This window comes from Azorhizobium sp. AG788 (genome assembly GCF_943371865.1).
Lineage (GTDB): Bacteria > Pseudomonadota > Alphaproteobacteria > Rhizobiales > Xanthobacteraceae > Azorhizobium.
On record NZ_CALRWL010000019.1, the window covers coordinates 63,374 to 76,028 of the forward strand.

Below are 12,655 nucleotides of genomic sequence, written 5' to 3' on the forward strand. Positions count from 1 at the left end.
AGGTTCCGCCCATCTGAGACGACGGCGCGGCCAACGCGCCGCGCCCCCTTCCAGACGAGGACATCCGCGGTGATCGATCGGCGCACCCTCATCAAGACCACCCTCGCCGGCGCGGCGCTGGGCAGCTTCGGCCGGTTCGCCCCGGCATGGGCGGCGGGCACCCCGGTGGTGGTGTCCGAAGCCCTGCGCCTGGGCATGTATGCCTCGCTTTATGTGGCGGCGGACAAGGGCCTGTTCGCCAAGCATGGGCTGGAGGCGGACCTCTCCACCGCCGGCGGCATCGCCTTGCCCACCCCCATCGTGCTGTCGGGGCGGGCGCAGTTCGGCGTCACCAGCCCCGGCATGTCGGTGAATGCCACCCGCGAAGGCGGCAAGCTGAAGAACATCGCCAAGATCGTCGGCGGCGTCTCCATGTGGGCCATGGCGCGGCCGGACAGCACCATCAAGACCATCGACGATCTGCGCGACAAGACCATCGCCACGCTGAAATTCCCCTCCTCCACGCTCCAGGTGCCCACCTATGTGATGAAGACCGTGGGCAAGTTCGATCCCAAGGAGGCCGGCGTCACCTTCCTGGAATTGCCCATGGGCGCCCAGGCCGCCGCGGTGAAGGACGGCCGCGCGGATCTGGCCACCGCGTTCGAATGGGACATTTCCATCGGCGTGGAGCAGTTCGGCCTGAAGCCGGTGCTGTCGTTCGGCGATGTGCTGGGGCCGCTGTGCTTCACCACCGCCATGGCCAGCGAAGACTATATCGCCAAGAACCCGGCCACCGTGCAGGGCTTCTGCAATGCCTTGGCCGAAGCGCAGAAGATGATGCACCAGGACAATGCGGTGTTCACGCAGGTAGCGGAAAAATACTTCCCCAAGGTCTCGCCCAGCGTCGTCGCCAACGCCACCAAGAATTTCTTCGGCTCGCGCACCGCCATTCCGCAGAACCCGACCATTTCGGCGGAAGAATGGGACCGCGCCATGCAGCTGGAACTGGGCGGCGGCTCCATCAAGGAGACCCTGCCCTATGCCCAGATGGTGGACAATAGCTTCGCAGTGAAGGCCGCCAAGGACTTCGGATTGGCCGGATGACCATAGCCACCAGCTTTCCCCCCGAGCGCCGCCGCGTGGTGCTCCCCGCCCGTCCCGAGCCGCTGTCGCTGGCGGTGGAGGAGACCGCGGTCATCGTCGTGGACATGCAGAATGCCTATGCCTCCCCGGGCGGCTATCTGGATATCGCCGGCTTCGACATCTCCGGCGCCAAGCCGGCGATCGCGGCCATCGCCGAGACCTTAAGCATCGCCCGCGCCGCCGGGGTCACGGTGATCTATTTCCAGAACGGTTGGGACAAGGACTATGTGGAGGCCGGCGGCCCCGGCTCGCCCAACTGGCACAAGTCCAATGCCCTGAAGACCATGCGCAAGCAGCCGGAACTTTCCGGCACCCTGCTGGCCAAGGGCGGCTGGGACTATGCTTTGGTGGATGCGCTGGCGCCGCAGCCCGGCGACATCGTGGTGCCCAAGCCGCGCTATTCCGGCTTCTTCAACTCGCAGTTCGACAGCATCCTGCGCGCCCGCGGCATCCGCAATCTGGTGTTCTGCGGCATCGCCACCAATGTCTGCGTGGAATCCACCCTGCGTGATGGCTTCCACCTGGAATATTTCGGCGTGCTGCTGGAAGACGCCACCCATCAGGCCGGCCCCGACTTCGTGCAGAAGGCCGCCATCTACAATGTGGAGACCTTCTTCGGCTGGGTCTCCAATGTCGCCGATTTCCGTCGCGCCTTCGCGCAGATCCCTCCCCAGGAAGACTGACCACCATGACTTCTGAGACCGCTCCCCGCGCCATCATCCCCGCCGGATCCGGCGTGCCGCTGGCGCCGTTTTCCCCCGGCATGCAGGCGGACAACATCATCTATGTGTCCGGCACCCTGCCGTTCGACAAGGACAACACTGTCGTCCATGTGGGCGATGCGGCGGCGCAGACCCGCCATGTGCTGGAGATCATCAAGAGCGTGATCGAGACCGCCGGCGGCACCATGGCGGACGTCACCTTCAACCAGATCTTCCTCACCGACTGGGCCAATTACGGCGCCATCAATAAAGTCTATGCCGAGTATTTCCCCGGCGAGAAGCCCGCCCGTTACTGCGTGCAGGTGGGCCTGGTGAAGCCCGATGCTTTGGTGGAGATCGCCACCTTCGCCCATAAGAGGGCCTGAGGTGAGCCTGTCCCGGACCGAGGCGCTGCCCCGGCGCGGCGGCTGGCGCATCGCCATGCCCTCCGCGCTGACCATCGCCGCCTATCAGGTGGCGCTGCTGGTGGTGCTGCTGGCGGCGTGGGAAGTCGCCGTCAGCCTCGGCTGGATGGCGGTCTATCTCTATGGCCGCCCCAGCGGGGTCATCGCCAAGGCCTGGACATTGATCCTCAGCGGCGAACTCCTCCGCGACGCGGCCCTCACCGCCTGGGAGGCCATCGCCGGCTTTCTCATCGGCACGTTTCTGGGCAGCGCCGCGGGCCTGGTGCTGTGGCTGTTTCCTACCGGGGCGGCGGTGCTGCGGCCTTACATGATCGCGCTCAACGGTCTGCCCAAGATCGCCTTGGCGCCGCTGATCATCGTCTGGTTCGGCATTGGGCTGGGCTCCAAGATCGCCATTGCCGCCATCATCACCTTCATCGTCGCCCTCATCACCGCCCAGCAGGGCGCAAAAGAGGTGGATGCGGATCTGGTGAAGCTCATGCGCTCGCTGGGTGCCGGGCGGGTGCGCACCTGGCGCACGGTGATCGTGCCCGGCGCCATGCCGTGGATCGTCTCGGCCTTCCGCCTCAATGTGGGCTTTGCCCTGATCGGCGCCGTGGTGGGCGAATACATCGCCTCCAAGGAGGGCCTTGGCTACATGATCTATTACGCCGGGGTGCTTTACGACCTCAATGCGGTCTGGGTGGGCATCGCCGCCCTCATGGGCGTGGCGCTGGCCATGTATGGCGTCATCGACGTGATCGAGCGCCGCCTGCGCCCCTGACACTTTCTCCCGTTTCACCTGCACGAAGTGTTGTCATGCCCCATGCAAACGGCGGCGACGCCGACCTTTATTATGAAGTCCACGGCAGCGGCCCGGCCATCGTGCTGTCCGCCGGCATGGGCGGCAGCGGTGCCTTCTGGCGGCCGCAGCTGGAGGCGCTGTCCCGCCGCCACACCGTCATCCTCTACGACCATGCCGGCACCGGCCGCAGCGCGCGGGACGTGGGGCCGCGCTCCATCGCCGAGATGGCGCGGGACATCACCCGCGTGCTGGATGCCGCCGGCATCGCGGATGCCCATGTGGTGGGCCACGCCATCGGCGGCATCGTCGGCATGGAACTGGCGCTGGCGGCGCCGGAGCGGGTGCGCAGCCTGACGGTGGTGAACGGCTGGGGCAAAGCGGATGCCTTCCTGCGCCGCTGCTTCGAGGTGCGCACCGGCATCCTGCGGTGCAGCGGGCCGAGGGCCTATGTGCGGGCCCAGCCGCTGTTCCTCTATCCGCCGCGATGGATCGCCGAGAACATCGCCGCGCTGGAAGAGGAAGAGGCCCATATGGTGGCGCACTTTCCCGGCGAAGACACCATGCTCCAGCGCATCAACACCTTCCTGGCCTTCGAGGGCGGCGCGCGGCTGAACGCCATCCGCGTGCCCACCTTGCTGGCCGCCGCCCGCGACGATGCCCTAGTGCCGTTCTATCTCTCCGGCCAGTTGGCGCGGGCCATTCCCGGTGCCCGGCTGGCGGAGGTGGATTTCGGCGCCCATGCCTTCACCGCGGTGACGCCGGATGTGTTCAACGCCATGCTGCTGGACTTCTGTGGGGAGACCGACCGATGAGCACACCCAAGGTGGTCCTGCGGGCCGAGGACATCGGCGTGGTCTTTCCCGGTGCCCGCGGCCCGGTGGAGGCGATCCGCAAGGTGGATTTCGAACTCTATGAGGGCGAGACCCTGGCCATCGTCGGCCCGTCCGGCTGTGGCAAGTCCACCTTGTTCAATGTCATCTCCGGGTTGCTGAAGCCCTCACGCGGCCATGTGGATGTGGACGGGGTGCGGGTGGACACCGCCGCCGGCCATGTGGGCTACATGCTGCAGAAGGATCTGTTGCTGCCCTGGCGCACGGTGCTTCAGAATGTGCTGCTGGGGCTGGAGGTGCGCGGCACGCCCAAGGCCAAGGCGCGGGCCATCGCCCTCGACCTGATCGCCGCTTATGGCCTGGCCGGCTTCGAACATGCCAAGCCCGGCACCTTGTCCGGCGGCATGCGCCAGCGGGTGGCCATCATGCGCACCCTGGCGTTCGATCCCAAGGTGATCCTGCTGGACGAACCGTTCTCGGCGCTGGATTTCCAGACCCGCCTGCTGCTCCAGGCGGATGTGGCCCGCATCATCGCCGAGCGCGGCAAGAGCGCCATCCTGGTCACCCACGATATCGGCGAGGCGGTGGCCATGGCCGACCGGGTGATCGTGCTGACCCTGCGCCCCGCGACCATTCGCGCCGTGCACGAGATCCGTTTGCCCAAAGGCCATCGCGACCCTGTGGCGCTGCGGGCCGACCCGATCTTCAACGACCATTTCGCCCGCATCTGGGCCGATCTGGAGATCCCCAAGGCCGCGTGAGGCCCGCGCGCGCGTTGCGGCGCTCCAGCGTTCGGGGCACCATCGCCGCCCCGCGCCGGTGCGCGGCGAAACGCGGACCCCATGCTGCATCACGATCTGCAATCCCTGCGCCTGTTCGTCGCCATCTGCGAAACCCGCAGCCTGTCCAAGGCCGCCGAGCGCATCAATATCGCTCTGTCCGCCGCCAGCCGCCGCCTGCGCCTGCTGGAAGAGGAGGCCGGCATGCCTTTGGTGCGCCGCCTGCCCCATGGGGTGGAGCCCACCATGGCCGGCATGACCGCGCTGGCCTATGCCCAATCGGTGCTGCATCTGGCCGATCGCTATGTGGCTGGCCTGTCCGATCATCTCTCCGGCGCGCGCGGGCGGGTGCGGGTGTCCGCCTCCAGTTCGGCGCTGGTGGAGCGCCTCGCCACGGATCTGGCCACCTTCGCCAAGCGCCATCCCGACATCCGCATCGACCTCGACGAGCGGCCCACCGCGGACACCATCATCGCCGTCACCCGCAAACAGGCGGACATGGGGGTGATCGTGCGCGGGCAGGCGGTGGAGGGGCTGACGCTGTTCCCCTATTCCACCGACCGTCTGGCGGTGGTGACGCTGGCGGACCACCCCCTGGCCAGCCGGGCCACGGTGGCCTTCGCCGATCTGCTGGACGAGGATTTCGTCGCCTTGGAAGCGGGCACCGCCGTCAACCGGCTGGTGGCGGAGCGGGCGCGGGATCTGGGGCGCTATCTGAAAATCCGGGTGCAGGTGCGCAGTTTCGAGGTGATGTGCCAGATGGTGCGCCATGGCCTCGGCATCGGCATCCTGCCGGAAGCGGCGCTGCGGCCGCTGGCGGATGCCCTGGGCCTGACCCTGGTGCGGCTGGAAGATGGCTGGGCGGTGCGCGAGATCGCCATCTGCGTGCGGGAGCATGAGGAACTCACCAGTGCCACCCGCAAACTGCTGGATGAGCTGCGCCCGAATTAGGTTTCGCATATAACGAAATCAGTCTGCTTTCTTTTCTAATTCCACGAACTCACGATTCAGCCTTAGTCTCCTCTGGTGGAGAAACAGGCATGAGCATTTCGCGGGCAGATGCAGCAAGCGGGCAGGAGGCAGGCGGCCCATGGCCGGTCGCCGCCGCGCAAGCGGCCTGTCGCGCGGCAGGTGCCAGCCATGCCTTCGTCGGCTTTCCGCCGCCGGCGGCGGACGGGACCTTCCCCTTCGCCATGAAGGACATGGTGGATGTGGCCGACCACGCCCCCACCTATGGCCTCGACCACCCGCCTCTCCCGCCGCCGCTCGCCACCGCGCCCGTGGTCCGGCATCTGGAAGCGGCCGGCGGGCGGCTCGTCGCTTACACCCGGATGACGCCGCTGGCGTTCGATCCCTCCGGCGCCAACCGCTGGCAGGGCCGTCCGCTGAACCCGTGGAATCCCGAGCGCATCTGCGGCGGCTCCTCGTCCGGCTCGGCGGTGGCGGTGGCGCTCGGCGCGGTGCCGCTGGCGCTGGGCTCCGACACCGCCGGCTCCCTGCGCATTCCCGCCCATTGCTGCGGCGTCTCCTCCTGGAAGCCCACCCGCGGCCTGGTGCCGGACACCGGCACCCTGGCGCTGGCGCCCACCCTCGACACCATCGGCTTCCTCGGCCGCGACGCCGCATGGCTGGATGTGGCGGCGGCGATCTTCGCCCCCCTGCCCCAGTTGGCCGGCGACCGCATCGGCGTGGCGCTGGACCTGCTGGAGGATTGCGATGCCGACATCTTCCGCACCTTCTGTGCCGCGCACGAGGCGCTGGAGGACATGGGCGTCGACCTGAGCGAAACCGCGCTCGCCCCGCTGATCCAGGCCACCGACGGCGCGGTGCTGGAGCTGCTGCTGGGCGAAAGCGCCCGCGCCCTGGCCGGCATCGCCGCCGCCTGGGACGACCCTTTGTTCGCCACCCGCCTCGCCAAGGGGCGCGCCATGGCCGATGAGCAGCTGAACAGCCTGCGCACGACGCTGGCCGATGCCCAACCTCTGGCGGATGCCCTGTTTGCGGTGCACGACGCCATCCTGCTGCCGGCCATGCCCTGCATCACCCCGACAATTGCCGCCTGTGACCCCGCCATTCCCGGCTTTTCCGGCCGCACGCTCTATCGCCTGTCCGCCTTCACCCGCTTTGCCAATGGCCTTGGCCTGCCGGTGGTGACTTTGCCCATCGGCACCGACAGCAACGCCATGCCGGTGGGCGCCCAACTGGTCGGCCCGCGCGGCAGCGACCGGGCGCTGATCGCCCTGGCCGGCACCATCCAGGCCGGCACCGACTGGCATCGGGCGCGCCCCGCTTCGAGTTTCAAGGAGAGTATCGCGTGAGCCGTCCCGCCACCGCCCAGGATGCCGCACCGGCGTCGCCTGCCGCCGCGCCCTCCGTGGCGCTGACCAATCTGCGCATTCTCGACCTGACGCGAGTGCGCGCCGGGCCGACCTGCTGCCGCATCTTCGCGGATTTCGGCGCCGACGTGATCAAGATCGAGGCCCCGGACGGCATCGATCCCAACGAGACCATGTCGGGCGCCCGCGACGGCTATGACATGCTGAACCTCCACCGCAACAAGCGCTCGCTGACGCTCAATCTGAAGCGCAAGGAGGGGCTGGCGGTGTTCCTCAAGCTGGTGGAGACCGCCGACGTGGTGGTCGAGAACTACCGGCCCGACGTGAAGACCCGCCTCGGCATTGATTATGAGGCGCTCAAGGCGCGCAATCCGCGCATCATCCTGGCCTCCATTTCCGGCTTCGGCCAGGACGGCCCCTATGCCAAGCGCGCTGGTTTCGACCAGATCGCCCAGGGCATGGGCGGGCTGATGTGGATCACCGGCATTCCCGGCCAGGGGCCGGTGCGGGCGGGTGCGGCGGTGGCGGATTCCACCGCCGGCCTCTATGCCGCCACCGGCATCCTGGTGGCCCTGCGCGAGCGCGATGTCTCCGGCCTGGGCCAGTGGGTGCAGACCTCGCTGCTCCAGTCCCAGATCGCTTTGTGCGATTTCCAGGCCGCCCGTTATCTGATCGAAGGCGAAGTGCCGCCGCAGAACGGCAATGACCACCCCTACTCCACCCCCATGGGCGTGGTGGAGACCGCCGACGGCTTCATCAATCTGGCGGTGGGCGGGGATGGCCAGTGGCGCGACCTGTGCACCGCCATCCAGCGCTCAGACCTAGCGCATCACCCGGACTATGCCACCCAGCCCCAGCGCCTCGCCCATCGGGCGGACGTATGGGCGCTGCTCACCCCGATCTTCGCCGCCGACACCTCGGCCTCCTGGCTGGAGCGGCTGGAAGCGGTGGGGGTGCCCGCCGGCCCCATCTATCGCATGGACGAGGTGTTCGCCGACCCGCAGGTGGCGCATCTGAACGTGGCGCAGAGCGTGCCCCATCCCCGACGCGGTGAGGTGACGCTGGTGGGCCAGCCCATCGGCCTGTCGCGCACCCCCGCCGCTGTGGTGGCGCCGCTGGCGGACAAGGGCGCCGATTGCGATGCCATCCTCGCCGATGTGGGGTTCGACAGCGCCGAAATCGCCGCCTTGCGGGCGGAGGGCGTGATATGAGCGACCCGGGACTGCTCTATGCGGTGAGCGGCGCGCTGGCCCGCATCACCATCTCGCAGCCGGCCAAGATGAACGCCATGGCGTTCCATATGTGGCAGGCCCTGCCGGGTCTGGTGGCGCAGGCGGTGGCGGACCCCGCCGTGCGCGCCATCGTGCTGGAAGGCGACGGCGAGAAGGCGTTCTGTGCCGGTGCCGACATCTCGCAATTCGGCGCCCAACGTTCGGACCCGGACGCGGTGGCCGCCTATGATCGGGCGGTTGCCGAGGGCATGTCCGCGCTGGCGCAGGCGGGCAAGCCCACCATCGCGGTGATCCGCGGCATCTGCTTCGGCGGCGGCTTCGGGCTGGCGCTGGCCTGCGACATCCGCCTCGCCCGCGCCGACGCCCGCTTCCGCGTGCCCGCCGCCCGCCTGGGGCTCGGCTATGGCTTCGAAGGGGTATCGCTGCTAGCGCGCAAACTGGGGCCGGACGCCACCGCCGACATCCTGATCTCCGCCCGCATCCTGGACGCGGCCGAGGCGGAACGCCTGGGCGTCGTGGCCAAGGTGTGGAGCGATGACGCCTTCGCCGATGAGAGCGGCGCCTATCTGGACGCCGTGGCGGCCAATGCCCCGCTGACGCTCATGGCCGCCAAGGCTGCCTTGGTGGAACTGGCGAAGCTTGAGGCGGCGCGCGACACCGCCACCGTGGCTCAAATGGTGGCCGCCTGCTTCGGCAGTGCCGACTACAAGGAAGGCCAGGCGGCCTTCAAGGAGAAACGGACACCGCAGTTTCGCGGTGTCTGAGGCTTTGTTTCAGCGGTTGTTTCAGCGGTTCACACGTCCCGTCCACACATAAAAACACTCCAGAGGACCAGACCACATGCAGCGTCGTACCGTACTTGCCGGCCTGTCCGGCCTCCTTGCCGCCACCGTCGCTCCCCTGGGAGCGTTCGCGCAGACCGCCGCCGCGCCGGTCACCCTGACCGTCGGCTATGCGAAGGTGGCGCATCTGGCGCCCATCATCCTCATTGCCGACAAGCTGAAGAGCCAGGGCATCGAGCTGAAGCTGGTGGAATTCGCCCGCTATGCGGACGCCCGCACCGCGCTCCAGGCCGGCTCCCTGGACATTGCCACCGTGGGTCCGGCCGATATTCCGATCTCGCTGGCCAACGGCTCCAATAGCCTCGTGGGCATCATGGGCGTGGGCGCCTCGGCGAAATACGTCATCGGCCGCACCGGCGTGAAGTTCGACACCTGGGAAGACGTCAAGGGCAAGAAGATCGCCATCGCGCCGGGCTCGGCGGTGTGGTTCCAGTTCGCGGCGACCTTGATCGAGAAGGGCATTCCCTACAATTCGTTCCAGGCCATCAACATCCAGGGCGGCGGCGCCAATTTCGACCAGGCGCTGGAGAAGGGCGAAGTGGACGCCATCGTCACCTGGGAGCCGTTTGAATCCATCCCGGTCATGAAGGGCTATGGCTTCTTCGCCGAAAATCTCGACTACAGCACCTCCAAGGCGGCAGGCGCCGAACTGGGCATGCTGGCCGCGAACAAGACCATGATCGCCGGCAAGGATGCCGCCGTACAGGCCTTCGTCACCGCTTATGTGCAGGAGATGAAGATCCTGGAAGCCTCGCCCTCGGCCTTTGCCCGGGCGATCCAGCAACTCACCGGCCTGGCGCCGGAAATCTCCCTGCGCATTGCCCAGATCATCAAGCTCGGCCCCGTGGTGACGCCCGATCAGTTGAAGCGGCAGGCCAAGGCGTTCTTCGACCTCGGCGTCATTCCCAAGGACGTGTCCGGCCAGATCGACGACAGCTGGAACGCGACCTATCTCGCCAAGGCGATGAAGCCCTGAGCCCTGAGGCCTGAGGCCTGAGACCTGCGATCCCGGCGGCGCCGGAGCCATCCGGCGCCGCCCTGTCTCCCTTTTTTGTCTTCAGCTGACGCCAGCCCCCGCGGAGCGGCCCATGTCCTCGATCACCTCAGACGCGCGCCCGCGTCGCCGCTTCGCCGGCGGGCGGACCCTGCCGCGTATCGGCGCGCTTCTGGCCTCGCTCATCCTGCCCATCCTGCTGGTGGCCCTGTGGCAGTGGGCGGGCACCAATGGCGGCCTGTTCGGCGGCGCCCTGCCGACCCCGGACCGGGTGTGGACCGCCTGGACCAAATGGGCCTTCGGCACCCCCGGCATGGGGCTCAATCCCTATTCCGGCACCTGGGCCGAGAGCGTGATGTTCTCCACCATCCGCGTCGCCAAGGGCTTTGCGCTGGCTATTCTCATCGGCGTGCCTCTGGGCATCGCCATCGGCTGGTCGCGCCTGTTCGCCATGGTGGTGGATCCCACCGTGCAGTGGCTGCGCCCGGTGCCCATCACCGCCTGGTTGCCCATCTCCATCGCGGTGTTCGGCATTTCCGATTTCGGCTCGATCTTCCTGATCACCATCGGCGCCTTCTATCCCATCGTCATCAACACCACCCACGGCACCCGCGACGTGGAGAAGAACTGGATCCGCGCCGCGCTGATGATGGGCTCCTCTCCCTTCACCGTGCTGCGCCGGGTGGTGCTGCCGGCAGCCCTGCCCTCCATCTTCACCGGCCTGCGCATCGGGCTCGGCATCGCCTGGACGGCGGTGATCGTGTCCGAGATGGTCGCGGTGAAGTCCGGCCTCGGCTACGTGCTGTGGGATGCCTATTATGTGGGGCGCATGGACATCGTCATCGCCGACATGATCTCCATCGGCCTGCTGGGCTACCTCTCCGATTTCCTCATCGTGCGCGTGGAGCATTGGGTGCTCCGCTGGCGGCGCCTGCAATCCTTCAATACGTGAGGCACGCCATGGGCACCGTTTCCATGACCGGCGTCTGCAAAGTGTTCGGCGGCACCCAAGGGGTGCGCGCCCTGGACAATGTGGACGTGCAACTGGCCGAGGGCGAGTTCATGGCCCTGCTGGGGCCCTCGGGCTGCGGCAAGTCCACCTTGCTCAACATCCTCGCCGGCTTCGAGGGGCAGAGCGCCGGCGCCATCTCGTTCGACGGCAAGAGCGTGCGCCGCCCCGGCCCCGACCGCGGCGTGGTGTTCCAGGAGGCAGCGCTGCTGCCATGGCTGAACGTCTGGCAAAACGTGATCTTCGGGCCGCAGGTGCAGGGCGTGCCGCGGGCGGACTATGAGCCGCGCGCCATCGAGATCCTGCGGGTGGTGGGACTGGAGGCGTTCCACAAGTCGCTGCCGGTGCAGCTCTCCGGCGGCATGCGCCAGAGGGTGGGCATCGCCCGCGCTCTGGTGATGCAGCCCAAGGCCCTGCTGATGGATGAGCCGTTCGGCGCGCTGGACGCGCAGACCCGCCTGTCCATGCAGCAATTGCTGCTGGATGTGTGGCAGCGGTTCAAGACCACGGTGATGTTCGTCACCCACGACATCGACGAGGCCATCCTGCTGGCGGACCGGGTGTGCATCATGACCGCCCGCCCGGGCCGGATCGTGCGGGACATTCCCATCACCTTGCCGCGCCCGCGCTCCATCGACGATCTGCTCTCGCCCGATTTCGTGCGCTTCAAGGCCGAGATCATGGCCGAGATGCGCGGCGTGCACTGAAGAGGACGCCTGATGGCCAACCCGCGCATTCCCTATCGCTTTTCCACCTCCCGCGCCCCGCTGCCGCCGCTGAATGGCAAGCGCGTCCTGGTGCATCTGGTGGTGAATGTGGAGCATTGGCAGTTCGACCGCGCCATGCCCCGCACCATCATCACCCCGCCCCATGGGCAGGGCTCCATTCCCGACGTGCCGAACTTCTCCTGGGCGGATTACGGCATGCGCGCCGGGATGCCGCGCATCCTCGATTTGTTCAAGAGCCGCGGCCTGCCCGCCTCCACCAGCTTCAATGCCGGGGTGGTGGATGCCTATCCCCAAGCCGCCGAGGCCATGCTGTCGGCCGGCTGGGAATTCATCGGCCACGGCCTGCACCAGAAGGCGATCCAGAACAGCGACGGCGATGCGGAAGCCGACATGATCGCGGCCGCGCTGGACAAGATCACCGCCTTCACCGGCACCCGCCCGCGCGGCTGGCTCTCGCCCGGCCTGCGGGAGAGCGAGCGCACCCCGGACCTGCTGAAGGCGCAAGGCCTCGATTATGTCTGCGACTGGGTGGTGGACGACGTCCCCTCCTGGATGACCACCGCCCACGGCCCGCTGGTGGCCATGCCCTACAATCTGGAAATCAACGATTCCATCATCTACGCCGTGGAGCGCCACGCCACCGGCGAGATGGAAAAGCGCCTGAAGCACACGCTGGCCCTGTTCGAGCAGGAGAGCGCCACCGCGCCGCGCGTGCTGGCCATCGGCCTGCATCCGCATCTGATTGCCGTGCCCCACCGCTTCCACGAACTGGTGGCCATGGTGGATACGCTCGCTGCCAGCGACAGCGTCGGCTTCGTCACCGGCAGCCAGTTGTGCGACTGGTTCACCACCGCATCCCCACCCGAGGCCTGA

Annotated in this window: 14 protein-coding genes; all 14 read left to right on the forward strand. The window is 67.7% G+C overall.

All coding sequences use genetic code 11. From position 1 onward, the window contains the following. The first annotated feature begins 69 nt into the window (after nt 1-69). The 14 genes from AAG816_RS13185 (at nt 70) to AAG816_RS13250 (ending at nt 12,655) form a co-directional block, all read left to right on the forward strand. Nucleotides 70-1,083 carry an ABC transporter substrate-binding protein gene (locus tag AAG816_RS13185; protein ID WP_341990103.1) on the forward strand — a complete coding sequence of 338 codons (1,014 nt, stop codon included), beginning with the start codon at nt 70-72 and terminating at the stop codon, nt 1,081-1,083. Next, nucleotides 1,080-1,805: a pyrimidine utilization protein B gene (gene rutB, locus AAG816_RS13190; protein WP_341990104.1), complete on the forward strand. Its 726-nt coding sequence runs from the start codon at nt 1,080-1,082 to the stop codon at nt 1,803-1,805. Before AAG816_RS13185 ends, rutB begins: the two co-directional genes overlap by 4 nt. A 5-nt stretch (nt 1,806-1,810) precedes the next feature. Then, on the forward strand, nt 1,811-2,209 hold the full coding sequence (rutC, locus tag AAG816_RS13195; protein ID WP_341990105.1) for a pyrimidine utilization protein C: 399 nt from the start codon (nt 1,811-1,813) through the stop codon (nt 2,207-2,209). A 1-nt stretch (nt 2,210) separates the two neighbouring features. Continuing rightward, a complete protein-coding gene (locus AAG816_RS13200; protein WP_341990106.1) occupies nt 2,211-3,011 on the forward strand; it encodes an ABC transporter permease in 801 nt (266 codons plus the stop codon). 35 nt (nt 3,012-3,046) lie between these two features. Then, nucleotides 3,047-3,844 carry a pyrimidine utilization protein D gene (rutD, locus tag AAG816_RS13205; RefSeq protein WP_341990107.1) on the forward strand — a complete coding sequence of 266 codons (798 nt, stop codon included), beginning with the start codon at nt 3,047-3,049 and terminating at the stop codon, nt 3,842-3,844. Beyond that, on the forward strand, nt 3,841-4,623 hold the full coding sequence (locus AAG816_RS13210; RefSeq protein WP_341990108.1) for an ABC transporter ATP-binding protein: 783 nt from the start codon (nt 3,841-3,843) through the stop codon (nt 4,621-4,623). Before rutD ends, AAG816_RS13210 begins: the two co-directional genes overlap by 4 nt. An 81-nt stretch (nt 4,624-4,704) precedes the next feature. Further along, nucleotides 4,705-5,592: a LysR family transcriptional regulator gene (locus tag AAG816_RS13215; RefSeq protein WP_341990109.1), complete on the forward strand. Its 888-nt coding sequence runs from the start codon at nt 4,705-4,707 to the stop codon at nt 5,590-5,592. An 89-nt stretch (nt 5,593-5,681) separates the two neighbouring features. Further along, nucleotides 5,682-6,959 (forward strand): amidase, encoded by a 1,278-nt coding sequence (locus tag AAG816_RS13220; RefSeq protein WP_341990110.1) that lies wholly within the window; start codon nt 5,682-5,684, stop codon nt 6,957-6,959. Next, complete coding sequence (locus tag AAG816_RS13225; RefSeq protein WP_341990111.1) at nt 6,956-8,188, forward strand: CaiB/BaiF CoA-transferase family protein; 1,233 nt, start codon at nt 6,956-6,958, stop codon at nt 8,186-8,188. The genes AAG816_RS13220 and AAG816_RS13225 overlap by 4 nt, the downstream gene beginning before the upstream one ends. Then, entirely contained in the window at nt 8,185-8,973 is a 789-nt protein-coding gene (locus tag AAG816_RS13230) for an enoyl-CoA hydratase (RefSeq protein WP_341990112.1), read from the forward strand. Before AAG816_RS13225 ends, AAG816_RS13230 begins: the two co-directional genes overlap by 4 nt. 76 nt (nt 8,974-9,049) lie before the next feature. Continuing rightward, a complete protein-coding gene (locus AAG816_RS13235; RefSeq protein WP_341990113.1) occupies nt 9,050-10,027 on the forward strand; it encodes an ABC transporter substrate-binding protein in 978 nt (325 codons plus the stop codon). A gap of 112 nt (nt 10,028-10,139) precedes the next feature. After that, on the forward strand, nt 10,140-10,997 hold the full coding sequence (locus tag AAG816_RS13240) for an ABC transporter permease (RefSeq protein ID WP_341990114.1): 858 nt from the start codon (nt 10,140-10,142) through the stop codon (nt 10,995-10,997). An 8-nt stretch (nt 10,998-11,005) separates the two neighbouring features. Next, nucleotides 11,006-11,761, forward strand: coding sequence for an ABC transporter ATP-binding protein (locus tag AAG816_RS13245; RefSeq protein ID WP_341990115.1), 756 nt, complete (start codon nt 11,006-11,008; stop codon nt 11,759-11,761). 12 nt (nt 11,762-11,773) lie between these two features. Beyond that, entirely contained in the window at nt 11,774-12,655 is an 882-nt protein-coding gene (locus AAG816_RS13250) for a polysaccharide deacetylase family protein (protein WP_341990116.1), read from the forward strand.